This window comes from Terrabacter ginsenosidimutans (assembly GCF_039539425.1).
Classification (GTDB): Bacteria; Actinomycetota; Actinomycetes; order Actinomycetales; family Dermatophilaceae; genus Terrabacter; species Terrabacter ginsenosidimutans.
In genome coordinates, this window is record NZ_BAABDC010000001.1 from 1,138,624 (window position 1) to 1,153,943 (window position 15,320).

The following is a 15,320-nucleotide window of genomic DNA, read 5'->3' on the forward strand; positions in this document are numbered from 1 at the left end:
CCACCCGCCGGCATACTCAGGCACCTCGTGGTGACACGTCGGCCGACGTCAGCCTCGAGAACGCGGCCGCTGTCGTCCCGCGCCTCACTGCGCCGTCTCGCACTGGACGTCCGAACCCGGTGAGACCTGGCCCGAACGCGCCACGCGCACCGTCGCGCACACCTTGGTGCCCTTGGCCGCCTTGACCGTGTGGCTCCTGGTCGTGACCGAGACGAGCTCGGCCCGCTCGGGGTTCCCTGCGTCGGAGGGAGTGGGCCCGTAGGACACCCGGAAGGTGTCCTTCTTGTCCGGCTGCGGGTAGTTCCACGTGAAACTGACACTACCGGCGCCCGACCTCGCCGTGAGGCTCGGCTTGTCGAAGACACCGTCGCCGATGGCGCTGTCGTCGCCCGGCATCGCGACCGTGGCGCTCGGACTCGGGACCACCGGCACGGGCTCGTCCGACCCGGGGCGCACGACGAGGAAGACCACGAGAGCGGCCAGGAGGATGACCCCGCCCACGAGTCCCGACAGGACGACGGGCCTGCCCAGCGGTGAGGCCGGAGCGGGAGCAGTGGGTGCCTGCTGGGAACCGGGCGCGCTGACGGCCCGGCGGACCGTCGCCTCGTCCGAGGCGTCGGCGGAGTCCGCGTACCGGCTGCCCAGGGGCGCGGTCTGGCTCGTCACGGGGTCCGTGGCCGCGGCTGGACGGACTGGAGCTGCCGAGGCTGCCGAGGTCGCGCTCGTGGGGCTCGGCATCGGGGCCGGTGACCAACGCTGACCGCCGGCATCGGGGCGCCGGCGGGTCTCGCCGTCCGGCATGGTCGGCGACGGACCGAGCGGCTGCGCCACGACGGTCTGCGGGGCCTTGATGCGGGTGCGGTCCTCGTCGGCATCGACGGACCGGCCCGTCGGGGAGCCCTGGGTCTGGCTCACGAGCGTCGTGTGGCCCTGCTCGTCGAGGACGACGATCGGCGTGCGGTTCAGCCGCTGCTGCTGCTCGACGGCCTGCAGTGCACGCGCGAGCTCCAGCGCCGACGACGGCCGGTGGGCGGGGTCCTTGGCCATGGCCTGCGACAGCAGTCGCTCGAGGCCGGCCGGCACGTCCTGTCGCCCGGTCGCCGGCGGCGCCGTGCTGCGGATCCGCGGCATCAACGCATACGCGGAGTTGTCGCCCCCCGGCACCTCGAACGGGGAGCGCCCGACGAGCAGCTGCCACAGCGTGGCTGCGAGCGAGTAGACGTCGGAGCGCTCGTCGCCGTTGCTCTGGCCGTAGAGCACCTCCGGCGGCGCCCAGGGAACGGAGACGCCGACGTCGTCGGTGGCCTCGGGCTCGACGTCACCCTCGCGCGCACCTCGGCCGGCGATGCCGAAGTCGGTCAGCCCAGGGGCGCCGTAGGCACTGACGAGCACGTTGGCCGGCTTGATGTCGCGGTGCGTGATGCGGGCCCGGTGCGCGGTCTCGACGGCACTCGCGAGCTGGATGCCGGTGCGCAGCACGTCCTCGACGGAGAAGCGCTCGGCCCGCGCCCGCATCGCGAGGTTCGGCGGCGGGTAGTACTTCATGACGAGGTAGGGCCGGCCGTCGTCCGAGGTGCCGGAGCGGAAGACCTGGACGATGTAGGGGTGGTCGCCCAGCGCGGCCATCGTGTCGGCCTCCTCGACGAACTGCCGCCGCAGCGCGTCGGTCAGGCCGTCGGACTTCAGCACCTTCACCGCGACCGGCATGCGGGGGCTCTGCTGCTCGTAGAGGAAGACGTCGGCGTAGCCGCCGGAGCCGAGCGGCTGGACGAAGACCAGTCCCGGGATCTTCGGGGGCGCACCCTTCTTCACGACGCACCTCCCGGCTCGCGCCGTCGGCGGTCCGGCCGTCGCGTCACAGCGCCGCCTCGAAGCTGAAGGAGACCTCGTCGGCCATGGACACGAACGAGCCCGGCTCGAGCACCTGCTGGTCGTTGGCGCGCAGGCGCATCGGGCTCTCACCGGGCAGTGTCACGGTGGTGCCGTTCGTCGTGCCGAGGTCGCGGATGAGGACGTGCCAGCCCTCGAGGATGACCTCGACGTGGTTGCGCGAGACGTCCCGCTCGGGGCTCGGCACCTTAACCACGTGCGGGCGGTCATGGGCGGCCAGCCCGTCCCCGAGGCGCGGCGCACGGCCGAGCAGGACGCTGCGGTCGAGGGTGACGACGTCGCCCGTCGAGAGGCGCAGCACCCCGAGTGGGGGGCGCGGCATCGTGAAGGGCTCCTGCGGGGGGATGCTCCCGCCGCACACGCGGCAGCGGTCGCTGTGCGGCGGGGTCGGGTGGCCCGTCGAGCACAGGACGGCCAGGACGCTGGGTCCCGAGATGGTCTGGTTCTGGGCGGCGTTGCGGGCCTCGAGCAGCGCGCTGCGGTCGACGGTCAGCTCCGTCTCGTCGTCCTCGTCGTCGAGGATCGCCGTGGACGGTGCCGCGTCCGGTGCGGCGGTGGCCGACGGGACGGGCAGTGAGCCGGGCAGTGAGATGGGGACGTCGAAGCTCGGCTCGGCCTGGGGCTGGCCCGAGGGGGCGTATGCCGTGGGCCCGCCGCGTGGCGAGGGTCCTGCAGGTGCCGGGCTGGGTGCCGGTGCAGATGTGGGTGCAGGTGTCGGTGTGGGTGCAGGTGCAGGTGTGGGTGCCGGAGCAGGAGGTGTCGGCGGCGGACCGGTGGAGATGAGCGGCGTGGCCTCGGGGGCCCGGACGCCGGGCGGCGGGGTGGCCGTCGGGGGCAGCAGGCTCGGGGCCGGAGGCGGCGTGTGCCGTCCCGTGAAGGTCGGCACCGCCGGCTGCGGTTCTGGTGGGGCCGCCACCGGGGCGGGGCTGGCCCACGGCACCGAAGAGATGAGGCCACCCGCGGACGGCTCGGGGAGGTCCGGGATCGCGGGGGCCGACGGGATCGGCCGGTCCGGGACCTCGGGCGCAGCGGCGGCGTTCGTGACGGACACCTCGGTCACGTCGGTCACGTCGGTCACGGCGGGCACGCCGGGCACGCCGGGCACCAAGAGGTGGTCGTCGTCGGCTCCGGCCTCGTCGTCGTCGGGCTGGTTCAGCTGCGCGAGGGCCTTGCGGTGCTCGTCGGCGGTCGTGGTGTGCCCGAAGAGGTAGTCGTAGCTGGGCAGCGCTGCCGGCTGCGCATCGTCGGTCCCGTCAGCCATCGGCTGCCCTGGCGCGGTTGCGGCCGGCACCTGGAGTGTTGAGGCGGACGGAGAGGCGGACGCAGGGGCGTCGGGCTCGAGCACCGGGCGCGCGGCCCATGTCGAGTCGACGTCGCGCGCCTCGACCACGGGCAGGTCGTCGGCCACCGGCGCGTGGTGTGCCACCGGCTCTGACGGCGCAACCGGCTCGGCAGAGGCAGGCGGTACCGGTGCCGGTGCCTGTGCTCCGGCGGGCTCGGACGGTGAAGACGCGACGTCGGGTCGGGGCGCGGCTCCCGCATCCGAGGGAGCGCTCGCCGACGTGGCTCGGACGGGCTCAGGCGGAGCGGTCGTGGTCCACGCCCGCAGGGCCGGCGCAGGCGCAGGGGCGGCCGGCGCGGACGGGGTCGCCCCGTCCCCTGTCTGCTGATCCGCCGACGGCGCCGACGGCGCGTCGGACTCCGGTCCTGGCGGCTCCGAGGGGGTGTCGCGGCGGGCCCAGCTGCGGTCCCACGGCGATCGGCTCGAGGCGCCCGGGCCACTCGGCACGTCGGAGCGTCCGTCCCCAGAGCCGAGCGAGACCTGCCCGGCGTCGCTCGCGAGCGCCGCGGCACCGAAGGTCGGGATGCCACCGCCGGCCGGGCTGACTGAGCCACTCGGGCTGACTGGGCCTTGGTCGGGGGTGGGAGTGGGGATGGCGGTGGGGCTCGCCGGCGGTGTCGCCGCCTCGTCGAGGCCTCGAGGCTGCGCCGTCGCCGTCTCGGTCGCGCTGTCGGCCCCGGTGCGGCTGTCGCTCTCGGTCGCCTCATCGACGGGCGCGTCCTGCGAGGCCGACGTCGCCGCTGCCGACAGTGGCCCTCCCACGAGGGACTGCGGTGGCGTCGGCCGGGACCGCTCCGACTCCTCGAGCACCCGCAGCACGACGTGCTCGGGATGCTCGGACAGCTCGACGTCGGTCCACACCTTGCTGCTCGTCGCTCGGACGTCGTGCTCAGTGCCGTCGGCCAGGGTCACCAGTGCCGAGACCGGACCGAAGGCGACGATGCGGGTGCGGGGCTTCCAGTGCACCCCGACGAAGTGCTGCGCCTTGCGCATGCCGCCAGCGGTCAGCACCTCGACGACGTCGTCGATGTCGCCGCCGTCCGCTGCGTCGCTCGCGGCGATCGTGCGGTCGTCGTCCTCGTCGAGGCCGATGAGCAGGTGCATGCCGGGGCCCCCGATGTGCGTCCACCCGTCGGGGGCCCGTTCGACGACGACAGACGGGCCACTCACGTCTACGACCTGCTCTCCCCTGATGAGCCGTTCACGTTCTCGCGCGGGGTGGTGTCCTCGTCGACATCTGAGTCGGCGTCCTGCCCCTGCACCGCGACGACGATAGCAGTGACGTTGTCGCGACCACCGGCTGCGACACCGCGGCGCACGAGCTCGGCGGCGGCCGCCTCGGCGTCGGGATGGTCGGCGAGAACCGCCTCCATCTCCTCGCGGGTCAGCTCGTTGGACAGGCCGTCGGAGCAGATGACGAAGACCTCGCCCGGGTAGGGCGGGAACACCCACGTGTCGACGACGCCCATCGGGTCGCGGCCGAGCGAGCGGGTGACGACGTTGCGCCCCGGGTGCCGCTGCGCCTGCTCCGGGGTGATGAGGCCGCGCTCGACGAGCTCCCACACCTCCGAGTGGTCGACGGTGACCTGGGAGAGCCGTCCGTCGAGGCAGCGGTAGACCCGCGAGTCGCCGATGTTGAACACGGCCCAGTGCCGCGAGCCTCCGACGGAGACGAGGGCCAGACCCGCGACGGTCGTGCCCATCCCGGTCTGCTCGGGATGGCGTGCGGCCGAGGCGAGGATGCGCCGGTTGGCCTCCTCGACCTGGGCGAGGATGTCGCGCACCTGGATGACCGGACGTCCGGCGAGCTCGACCACCGTCTCGGCGGCGATGCGGCTCGCGACCTCACCGGCGGCGTGACCACCCATGCCGTCGGCGACGACGTAGACGTTGCCGGCCGTGAGGGCGGCGTCCTCGTTGTGCTGGCGGACGCGGCCCACGTCGGTCGCGAGCCCTGCCGCGATCGACGGCAGCGCGCTGCTCATGCCTCGGCCCAGGGCGTGACGCGAACCGTGGTCAGGACCTGACGGATGAGCTCGTAGTCGGACAGCGCGTCGGCCCCGCCGACGGCACCCGTCAGCTGGACGAGGTGGGCCCCGGCGTCGGGGGCTCCCGAGCGGACGAGGTGGAAGAGGTTGGCCTGCAGCACGGTCTCGACGTCGGCGTCGGGCCACGTCGCGTCACACCCGACGAACGGGGCGCCACCGAGGTCGGCGGCATACGGCTCGGAGACCGTGCCGCCCCGCGAGGTGGCGAGCGAGGCGATCTGCTCGAGCGACTCCCTGACCTCGAACTCGGGCCCGCACGGCTCGATGGTGACGACGACGTTCGGCGCGAACGCCCCCTCGCGCGGCAGCCGGGCAGCCATCGTCGTGCCCGGCGCGTGCGCGGGCTCCCATCCGTCCGGAACCTCCAGGACAACCGATGGCTGGCCCGGGAAGTCGGCGCTCGGATAGGCGAGGGTGCTCATGGGCTCGTTCCTTTCGGTCGTTCCCGCAGGCGTCGGGGACGGCGCGGTCAGTCAATCATTCACGGGGTGCCGTGTCAGATCGGCCGAGGCACCGTCTCGAAGCGGTGGCGGCACGGGAACGAGGTGCTGCCGAGACTACGACGCCGGCAGCGGCCTCGCGATGGGGAGAACTCCCCACGCTGTCCCCCTGTCCCACTCCCCCCGTCCCAGTCCCCGTCACACGGACGAGGGGTCAGTCCGCCGGGCCGCGCCCGGCCCACCAGGCCAGCAGCTTCTCGCGTGCGGCGTCCTTGCCGATGGGCCCGTCGTCGAGCCGGACCGACAGGAGGAAGTCGTAGGCCTCCCCCAGCACCGGCCCGGGTCGGATGGCGAGGGCCTCGGCGATCTCGTTGCCGTTGAGCTCGGGCCGCACGCTGGCGAGCTCCTCCTCCGCGGCGAGGCGCTCGATGCGCCGCTCGAGGTCGTCGTAGGCCCGTGAGAGCCGCTGCGCCTTGCGGGCGTTGCGCGTCGTGCAGTCGGAGCGGGTGAGCCGGTGCAGCCGGGTCAGCAGCGGCCCGGCGTCGTTGACGTAGCGCCGCACGGCCGAGTCGGTCCACTGCCCGTCGCCGTAGCCGTGGAAGCGCAGGTGCAGCTCGACGAGGCGTGCGACCTGCTTCGTCGTGTCCTTGTCGAAGCGCATCGCCTTCATCCGCTTGCTCGTCAGCTTGGCGCCGACGAGCTCGTGGTGGTGGAACGAGACGCCACCGCCGTCCTCGAAGCGGCGGGTCGCGGGCTTGCCGATGTCGTGGAGCAGGGCCGCGAGGCGCAGCACGAGGTCGGGGCCCGGCACGGACTCGGGCGGCCCGTCGGCGGGACCCTCGAGGTCCATGGCCTGCTCGAGGACGATGAGCGAGTGGTCGTAGACGTCCTTGTGCCGATGGTGCTCGTCCAGCTCGAGACGCAGCGCCGGCAGCTCGGGGAGGAAGACGTCGGCGAGCCCGGTGTCGACGAGCAGGGCCAGCCCGAGCCGGGGACGAGGTGACAGGAGCAGCTTGGTGAACTCGTCACGCACCCGCTCGGCGGAGATGATCGAGAGCGTGCCGGCGCGCTCGGTCATGGCGGCGCGCACCTCGGGCGCCACGTCGAAGCCGAGCTGCGAGGCGAAGCGGGCCGCCCGCATCATCCGCAGAGGGTCGTCGGCGAAGGACTCCTCGGGAGCGGCCGGCGTCGTGAGGCGCTGCTGCACCAGGTCGGGCAGGCCGCCGTGCACGTCGACGAACTCGAGGCTGGGCAGGCGGATCGCCATGGCGTTGACCGTGAAGTCCCGGCGCACGAGGTCGCCGTCGAGGCTGTCGCCGAACATCACCTCGGGCTTGCGCGACGTCCGGTCGTAGGTGTCGGCCCGGTAGGTCGTGATCTCGATGACGTGCTCGCCCTTGCGCAGGCCGATGGTGCCGAACTCGCGGCCGATGTCCCAGTGCGCGTCGGCCCAGCCGCGGACCACCGCGAGGATGTCGTCGGGGCGCGCGTCGGAGGTGAGGTCGAGGTCCGGCGAGACCCGCCCGAGGAAGGCGTCGCGGACGGGTCCACCGACGAGCGCCAGCTCGTGACCCGATGCCGCGAACCGCTCGCCGAGCTCGGTCAGCATCGGCAGCACGGGGGCGAGGCGTGCGACGGCGGCGCGCAGGAGCGGCAGTCCGGCGTCGGCGGGCTGCTGGCCGTCGGGGCTGGGCGTGTCGGGTCGGTCAGGCACGCGCCCAGCCTAGTGAGCGCCCCGACGCCGCCCCGACGGGTGCGTGGGCGTGCGGAGCGCCCGTGTCGCCTCCTCGCGACGACAGCAGGGCCCATGGGCGCGCCCGTTATGGTGGCGATGTGAGCGCCCTGCCCGTCCCCAGCCCCGTGCCGGGGAGGCGTCTGCCCGCCGTGGAGGAACGGTCCGCCGGGGGCATCGTCGTGGACGTGCGCGAGGGGACGGCCCTCATCGCCGTCATCGCTCGCCGCAACCGCGCCGGCCGCATCGAGTGGTGCCTGCCGAAGGGCCATGTCGAGCCGGGCGAGACGCTCGTCGAGACCGCAGCCCGTGAGGTGGCCGAGGAGACCGGCATCGTGGGTCGGGTGCTCATCGAGCTCGGCACCATCGACTACTGGTTCGCCACGTCGAACAAGCGGGTCCACAAGTTCGTGCACCACTACCTCCTCGAGGCCACGGGTGGTGAGCTCTCCATCGAGAACGACCCGGACCACGAGGCCATCGACGTGGCCTGGATGCGCCTCGACGAGGTGCACCGCCGGCTGACCTTCCCCAACGAACGCCGCATCGCGCAGGCGGCGTGGAACCGGCTGGCGGGGACGGCGTGATCCGCAGAGGGTCGCGGCGTCCGGACACGAGCGGGCGTCGCGTGACCCGCCTCGTGCGCCGACTGACGACCGCCGGGTCGGCGATGGCAGCCGTGGGGCTCACGGTCGGTGCCGTGCTGGCGAGCGCCGTCCCCGCGCCGGTCGCTCCGACGACGTATGCCGTCACGGCCGTCGCGTCCTCCGGCGCACTCGCGCACGGGCCGGCTGTCACCCCTGCCAAGGACGTCGCCATCATCGTCCTCAGCACGCTCACGCCTTCGGTGGTGGGCCCCGGCAAGGACGTCACGGTCACCGGCACGGTCACGGCGCCCCTGACGGGTCCGCTGTCGAGCCCGGAGCTGCGGGTCGTGCGCGGGGCCGTCAAGGTCGACCAGCGCACCGCCCTCGACAGCTGGGCCTCCGGACGCACGCAGACCGCCGGCCGCACCGTCGGCACCACCGCGCTGCCGACCGTGGCGGCGGGGCAGAGCCGGGCCTTCACGGCCACCGTGCCGTGGGAGGGGCTGCGGTCGGACGAGGCGTTCGCGGCGGTGCCGATCTCGGTCCAGGTCGTCCAGGAGGGCGCGACCGAGCCCACCGGCGAGACGCGGACCTTCGTCGCCTGGAACGGTCGCAAGGAGTACGTCCCGCTCACCGTGGCCACGGTGATGCCCGTGACGCTCGACCCCGACGTCGACCTCTTCTCTCGCGACGACGTCTCGCGTCAGTCGGCCTGGCAACGGGCGATCGGACCCCAGTCACGGGTGGCCCGCATCGTGGAGGGCACCCGCGGATCGGAGGTCGACCTCGCCGTCGACCCGGCCGTGCTGGGTCCTGATGCGGGCGCCGACGCCGGATCCGGCGGGGTCACCCCGACGCCCTCGCCCAGCGGCACGACCCCGAACGCTCCGGCGACGACACCCGGCGCGACCACCCCGACGACGCCGCCCACGACTTCCCCGACGCCCACCCCGACGACCTCGGGCGCCCAGCCGTCCCAGGCCAGCGTCGAGATCGCGCGCCTCGCCGACGACCTCGTGACCCAGCTCCGGGGTCGCGCCGTGTGGGCGCTGCCCCACGCCGACGCCGACATCGCCGCGACCGTCGGCATCGACCCCGCGAACTCCCTCGTGCGTGACCTCGTCAGCCGCGCGACCGCCCTGACCAAGCGCCTCGGGCAGCCGGCCCGGTCCGACATCGTCTGGCCGGTGGACGGCCTCATGCCGAACGGGCGCGAGCAGGGCATCAAGCGGCTCCTGTCCGGCACCGCCGTGAAGAAGCCCGCCGGCATCGTCGTCAGCGCTCCGGCGGTGACGAAGGCGACGGCATACACCCCCACCGCACGCCGGGTCGGGAGCGGCGGGACCCGGCTGCTCGCGTACGACCCCCGCCTGTCGGCCCTCCTGCCCAAACGCACCGACCCCAGCCCCGTGCTGTCGGTGCAGCGCTACCTCGCCGAGACGCTCGTGCTGCTCGGTGAGCGGGCCGGCACGCCCCGCTCCGTCCTCGTGGCGGCGCCGCGCACCTACGACCCCGACCCGGCTGCCCTCGCGACCTTCCTCTCCGCCACGTCGAGCGCCCCCTGGCTCGACACGGTGGACGCGGCGTCACTGCTCTCCGACAACGGTGCCGACAAGGCCGTCCCCCAGACCCGGCCGACGACAGCGGTCGCCTCGGCGGCGCCGCGTCCGGTTCTCACCGCGCGCCGCCTGGCCCAGATGGCCGAGCAGCGCGACACGCTCCTCAGCGTCTCGTCGGTGCTGCGCGACGGCGCCGAGTTCGAGCGCACGTACCGCGAGGTCCTCGACGAGCTGGCGAGTACCCGGTGGCGCTACCAGCCCGGTTCGTGGGTCACCCTGTCCACCTCCGTCGCGAGAGACATCCGTGCGGCGACGAGTGCGATCCGCGTGGTCCCCCGCACGAGCACCATCAACCTGCTCGCCGAGACCGGCACGCTGCGGATCACCGTCGAGAACGGTCTCGACTACACGGTGCAGGACATCCGGCTGCGACTCGTGCCCGACAACCCGCGCATCCGGATCGTCGAGCAGCCGGCCCCCCTGACGATCGGTCCGTCGTCCCGCACGAACGTGCCCGTCGAGGTGGCTGCCGTGGCCGCCGGCCGCGCCGAGATCCGCGCCTTCCTGACCACCGCCGACGGCACCCAGATCGGCTCGCCCGCCTCGATCCCGGTGGCGGCCAACCCGCTCGACAGCACGATCTACTGGGTCGGCGGGGTCCTCGTGGGCCTCGTCCTGCTGGCCGGAGTCGTGCGCGCCGTCGTCAAGGGCACCTCGCGCGTCGACGAGATCGCCGACATCGAGGCGGTCACTGCGGCACACGAGTCTCTCGGCGGTGCGGACGACCGGGATCGCGACTGACCCGCCTAGGATGGGGGCGAGCCACGCATCCAGGCAGCACCGGACGAGGGGAGGGTGACGCACGTGCAGGGAGTCGGACCAGGATCGGTCCTCGGCGGCCGTTATGCCGTCACGCTTCGTACCTCCGAGGGCGCACACCACGAGCGGTGGCGCGCCAACGACCACACCCTCGAGCGTGAGGTCGTCCTCGTCTGCTTCCCCGCCGCGGCCTCGGTCGCGGCCGCCGCGCTCGACGCGGCGCGACGGGCCGCGGGCATCGAGGACCCGCGCCTGGTGCGGGTGCTCGACGTCGGCACCGACCAGGGTGTCGGCTTCATCGTCGAGGAGCCGCTCACCGGCGCCGTGCCCCTCTCGCACCTGCTGCAGGGAGGTGGCCTGGCCGCCGACGAGGTGCGTCGCCTCACCGGAGAGGCCGCCACGGCCCTCGACAAGGCGACCCACCGCGGGCTGCACCACCTCGCCCTGACGCCCAGCGCCGTCCTGCGCATGCCCGACGGCGCCGTCAAGGTCCGGGGCCTGGCCACCGAGGCCGCCCTCACCGACGCCGACCGGCTCTCCGACGAGCGCGCGTCCCGCGCCGACGCCGTCGGCCTCGTCAAGATCGCGTATGCCGCCCTCACCGGTCGCTGGCCGATGGTGGCCGTCGACAACGGGCTGATCCCTGCCGGCGCTCCCGTCGGGCTGGAGGCCGCGCCGACCATCGTCGGCGGAGTGGCCGCGCCCTCGGAGATCGCCGTGGGGGTGCCGAACGACCTCGACCTCATCTGCCGGATGACCCTCGGCAGCGGCCGCCGCGGCCCGGTCTCGCCCGGCGACCTCGCACTGCAGATCGCGCCGTGGCCCTCCGAGATGGCGACCTCCGACGGAGCGACCGGCATGCGGTTGCGGGGCCGTGACGACCGCGAGTCCCTCGAGCCGACCCGGGTCATGCCCTCGGTCGGTGCCGGCGTCGGGGCCGGCATGGGCGCTGCAGGAGCAGGCGCTGCCTCCGGTGACCACGGCGGCGACTCGAGCCAGACCGACACCGTCTTCTTCGACCGCCTTCCCGACGAGGGATCCGGCCGGCAGACCACCGCGACGACCACCGCCCAGCCGGCGGGCGAGCGCCTCCAGGGCGGCATCGCCGCGGCAGGAGCCGCCGCCGCCGGGGTGGCCGGTGCCATCGGCGACCGGGTCGGCTCGTTCGCCCGGGCTGCAGCCGACAAGGCAGCCGCACGTGCCGCCGAGCGCCGCGCCTCCCAGGACGACCAGTACGACGACTTCGACGGCGAGGACATCGGCCTCGTCGACGCCCTCGACGAGGCTCCTGCGACGCGGCTCGAGCCGCCCGTGCCGGTCTTCGGGCGCGACGCCCCGGAGGCCCCCAGTGGCACCCAGTCGCGGATCGCCCTGGCCATCGTGGGCGCGCTCGTCATCGTCGCGCTGATCATCGGGATCAGCAACGTCATGAAGATCGGCAAGCACGACGGCACGGCCGCGCCCGTCGTGGTGACGAAGACCCGCACCCCCAGCTCGAGCCCCGCCCCCAGCACGTCCACTCAGGCGCCCTCGGCCACGACGACCCAGGCACCTCCCGCCGCACCTGTGACGGTCGTCGGCGGCACGGGCTTCGACCCTGAGGACGGCACCGAGGCCGACCAGAACGTCAAGCTCACCTTCGACGGCGATCCGGGCACCGAGTGGCGCTCGCGCTGGTACGGCAGCGCGACCTTCAACGGCAAGAAGGACGGCGTGGGGGTCCTGCTCGACCTCAGTGCCCCCACGGCCGTCAAGGAGGTCGAGCTCGTCCTCGGCGCCAAGCAGGACGTCACCGTCTACGCCACCGACTCCGGCTCGACCGACTCGCTCGCCGGCGCCCAGGAGATCGGTTCCAAGAAGGGTGCCGACGGCACCGTCGTCATCAAGGCCAAGGGCCAGCTCAAGCCGGCCAGCAAGATCATCGTCTTCGTCACCAAGGCAGCGCCTGCCGAGGCCGCGAACCACAACCGCGCGCAGATCAGCGAAGTGACGGTGCGCTGACCGTGAGCCCGGGGGATGCCGCTCCGGTCGCCGATCTCAGCGACCGGGAGCTGCTGGCACTGCACGTCGACGGTGACGACCATGCCTTCGCCGAGCTCTTCCGACGCCACAAGGACCGGATGTGGGCCGTGGCGCTGCGCACCGTCCGCGACCCGGAGCTGGCTGCCGACTGCGTCCAGGACGGCTTCATCGCCGCGTTCCGCCGGGCCGACTCCTTCCGCGGCGAGGCCGCCGTCACGACCTGGCTGCACCGCATCGTCGTCAACGCGTGCCTCGACCGGCTGCGCCGACGCAAGCCGACTGCTGAGCTGCCCGAGTACGAGCTCGCCGACCGGCACGACCACCACGCCTCGACCGAGGTGCGCCTCGACATCCGTGAGGCCCTCGCCAGGCTCCCGGAGGGCCAGCGTGCGGCGCTCGTCCTCGTCGACATGCACGCGGTGCCCGTCGCCGAGGCGGCCGTGATCCTGGGCGTCGCCGAGGGCACCATCAAGTCCCGCTGCGCGCGCGGTCGTGCAGCCCTGGCCGAGCATCTCGGCCTGACGCCCGGGGTCCGCCCCGTCGAACGGGGCTGACCAACCCTCCACGCTCCCCGACGCGGCCCCGACGATCCGCGCGAGCGGAGCCACGGCCATCCGGACCGCGGTGGGTACGTGGACGGCACCGGCGGCCTCTGCGCGGCCGGACGGGCCGCACGGGACTCCCACCGAACAATGGTTGAATCCGGTGGAACCCGACGGCCACAGGGGGCCGTCGAATCCTCGGCGACCGGCATACCCCTGCCCTGCCCGTACGACCACTGCACTCTGCCCGAAGGACCACATCGGTGGACGAGTCCGCGAACCGCCCTGAGCACGACCGACCCCTCGACGTCCCCGGCCGGCCCGACCCCTCCCACGAGATCGAGGACGACGCTCCCGAGCCCCACCTCGACGCTGACGTCGAGGCCCGGGTGCGGGCGCTGCTCGCCGACGCGCCCGACCCCGGACCGATGCCTGACGCCGTCGCCGAGCGCATCGACCGGGCCCTGCGCGACGTCGCCCGGCTGCGCGTCGACCCCGGCCCGCTCTCCACGGCCCGTTCCGGTGCGGACGGCGGCACCGCTGGTACGGAAGGCGCGGAAGGCACGGCAGGCACGGGCGGCGGTGCGGTCCTGATGATGCCGTCGCGCGCCGAACGACCCAAGCCGATCTACATCGTCGCAGCGGTCGCCGCGGCGGCTGTCGTCGTCGCCGTGGGGGCCTCGGCCCTGCACGTCACCAAGCGGCCGAACGGCGCGGCTGCCGTCGGCGACACGTACGGCTCGGGCGCAGCGTCGCCGTCGCCGTCGCCCACCCCGACCGGTCTGCACATCCAGCTCAGCACGACGGCCTACTCCGCCGGCTCTCTCGCCGCGCAGGCGCGGGCCCTGCTCGACCACCCGGGCCAGCCCATCCGCGACCTCGCTGCCGAGTCTCCGGGCATCGGTCCCATCGCGACCCCCATCGGCCTCGAGGCGTGCCTCGAGGAGATCGGGGCCATCGACGGGGCCAACCCCGCCCCCGAGGCGGTGTCGGCCGACCTGGCGACCTTCGACGGGCGCCCTGCGGTCGTCGTCGTCGTGACCCGCTCCGGCGCGAGCACCGCCTGGGCGGTCGAACGCAGCTGCACCACCGGTGCCCCCGGGCTGCTCAAGGCCGCCACGCCCGTCCCGTAGCGCCGCTGGGGCCGGCCGTGCGCTCCCGGGCGTGGGAACAACGACCACCTAGGATCGGTTGAGGCCTATGCGGCTCGCGGTTCGCGCAGCTCCGGCACCTGCCGGTGCTCGAGAGGGACGCGCGGCCGCGACACGAGAAGCGTCACAAGGAGCAGCCCCCATGTCCCGTCCGGACACCGTCCGCAACGTCATCATCATCGGCTCCGGCCCGGCCGGCTACACCGCGGCCGTCTACGCCGCGCGCGCGAACCTCGCCCCGCTCGTCTTCGAGGGCGCCGTCACCGCCGGTGGTGCCCTGATGAACACCACCGAGGTCGAGAACTTCCCCGGCTTCAAGGACGGCATCATGGGCCCCGACCTCATGGACGGCATGCGCGCCCAGGCCGAGCGCTTCGGCGCCGAGCTCGTCACCGACGACGTCACGGCCGTCGACCTGACCGGCGAGGTCAAGACCGTCACCGACGGTGAGGGCACCGTCCACCGCGCCCGCTCCGTCATCCTCGCGATGGGCTCGGCCTACCGCGAGCTCGGCCTGCCCCGCGAGAAGGAGCTGTCGGGCCACGGTGTGTCGTGGTGCGCGACCTGTGACGGGTTCTTCTTCCGCGACCAGGACATCGCCGTCGTCGGCGGCGGTGACTCCGCCATCGAGGAGGCCACCTTCCTGACGAAGTTCGCCCGGAGCGTGACGATCATCCACCGTCGCGACGCCCTCCGGGCCAGCAAGATCATGGCCGACCGCGCCCACGGCAACGACAAGATCCGCTTCGCCTGGAACTCCGAGGTCGCCGAGATCCACGGCGAAGGGAAGCTGTCCGGGGTGACGCTGCGCGACACCGTGACGGGCGAGACGCGCGAGCTCGCGATCACCGGCCTGTTCGTCGCCATCGGCCACGACCCGCGCAACGAGCTCATCACCGGAGTCGTCGACACCGACGACGCCGGCTACGTCCTCGTCGACGGCCGCTCGACCCGCACCAACGTGCCCGGCGTCTTCGCCTCTGGCGACCTCGTCGACCACACCTACCGTCAGGCCATCACGGCCGCCGGCTCCGGCTGCGCCGCGGCCCTCGACGCCGAGCACTACCTCGCCGCGCTCGAGGACACCTCGTCCCCCGCCGAGGCCGCTGCCGAGGCCGCCGTCATCGACGAGACCGACTCGGGCGAGATCCCCGACCCGCGCGCCACCGTCGGCGCCGACGCCTAGCC

At 73.6% G+C, this 15,320-nt stretch carries 11 protein-coding genes; 6 read left to right on the forward strand and 5 right to left on the reverse strand.

From position 1 onward, the window contains the following. Positions 1–84: 84 nt before the first annotated feature. From ABD831_RS05290 to ABD831_RS05310, 5 genes are all read right to left on the reverse strand, one after another. The gene (locus ABD831_RS05290) at positions 85–1,812 is read right to left on the reverse strand and encodes a serine/threonine-protein kinase (protein ID WP_344942573.1); all 1,728 of its coding nucleotides are present in this window, start codon (positions 1,810–1,812) and stop codon (positions 85–87) included. Positions 1,813–1,855: 43 nt separating this feature from the next. Beyond that, positions 1,856–4,402 (reverse strand): FHA domain-containing protein, encoded by a 2,547-nt coding sequence (locus ABD831_RS05295; RefSeq protein ID WP_344942575.1) that lies wholly within the window; start codon positions 4,400–4,402, stop codon positions 1,856–1,858. Positions 4,403–4,404: 2 nt separating this feature from the next. Next, entirely contained in the window at positions 4,405–5,217 is an 813-nt protein-coding gene (locus ABD831_RS05300; protein WP_344942578.1) for a PP2C family protein-serine/threonine phosphatase, read from the reverse strand. Further along, entirely contained in the window at positions 5,214–5,702 is a 489-nt protein-coding gene (locus tag ABD831_RS05305) for a hypothetical protein (RefSeq protein ID WP_344942581.1), read from the reverse strand. The genes ABD831_RS05300 and ABD831_RS05305 overlap by 4 nt, the downstream gene beginning before the upstream one ends. A 232-nt stretch (positions 5,703–5,934) precedes the next feature. After that, the gene (locus ABD831_RS05310; RefSeq protein ID WP_344942584.1) at positions 5,935–7,434 is read right to left on the reverse strand and encodes a CCA tRNA nucleotidyltransferase; all 1,500 of its coding nucleotides are present in this window, start codon (positions 7,432–7,434) and stop codon (positions 5,935–5,937) included. Between the two features lie 119 nt (positions 7,435–7,553). Between ABD831_RS05310 and ABD831_RS05315 the strand changes: the two genes are divergently transcribed. The 6 genes from ABD831_RS05315 to trxB all read left to right on the forward strand — a co-directional run bounded on the left by ABD831_RS05315 (position 7,554) and on the right by trxB (position 15,318). Then, on the forward strand, positions 7,554–8,039 hold the full coding sequence (locus tag ABD831_RS05315; protein WP_142175429.1) for an NUDIX domain-containing protein: 486 nt from the start codon (positions 7,554–7,556) through the stop codon (positions 8,037–8,039). A 41-nt stretch (positions 8,040–8,080) separates the two neighbouring features. Beyond that, positions 8,081–10,399 (forward strand): DUF6049 family protein, encoded by a 2,319-nt coding sequence (locus ABD831_RS05320; protein ID WP_344942588.1) that lies wholly within the window; start codon positions 8,081–8,083, stop codon positions 10,397–10,399. 54 nt (positions 10,400–10,453) lie between these two features. Continuing rightward, complete coding sequence (locus ABD831_RS05325) at positions 10,454–12,418, forward strand: protein kinase family protein (RefSeq protein ID WP_344942591.1); 1,965 nt, start codon at positions 10,454–10,456, stop codon at positions 12,416–12,418. A gap of 2 nt (positions 12,419–12,420) precedes the next feature. Beyond that, positions 12,421–12,993: an RNA polymerase sigma factor SigM gene (sigM, locus tag ABD831_RS05330; RefSeq protein ID WP_344942594.1), complete on the forward strand. Its 573-nt coding sequence runs from the start codon at positions 12,421–12,423 to the stop codon at positions 12,991–12,993. Positions 12,994–13,244: 251 nt separating this feature from the next. Continuing rightward, a complete protein-coding gene (locus ABD831_RS05335; protein WP_344942597.1) occupies positions 13,245–14,114 on the forward strand; it encodes a hypothetical protein in 870 nt (289 codons plus the stop codon). Positions 14,115–14,274: 160 nt separating this feature from the next. Beyond that, positions 14,275–15,318 (forward strand): thioredoxin-disulfide reductase, encoded by a 1,044-nt coding sequence (gene trxB, locus ABD831_RS05340; protein WP_344942600.1) that lies wholly within the window; start codon positions 14,275–14,277, stop codon positions 15,316–15,318. Positions 15,319–15,320 lie beyond the last annotated feature (2 nt).

Coding starts and splice junctions, on each gene's coding strand:
- trxB (WP_344942600.1), top strand. CDS start 14,275: ATGTCCCGTCCGGACACCGTCCGCAACGTCATCATCATCGGCTCCGGC.
- ABD831_RS05305 (WP_344942581.1), bottom strand. CDS start 5,702: ATGAGCACCCTCGCCTATCCGAGCGCCGACTTCCCGGGCCAGCCATCG.
- ABD831_RS05300 (WP_344942578.1), bottom strand. CDS start 5,217: ATGAGCAGCGCGCTGCCGTCGATCGCGGCAGGGCTCGCGACCGACGTG.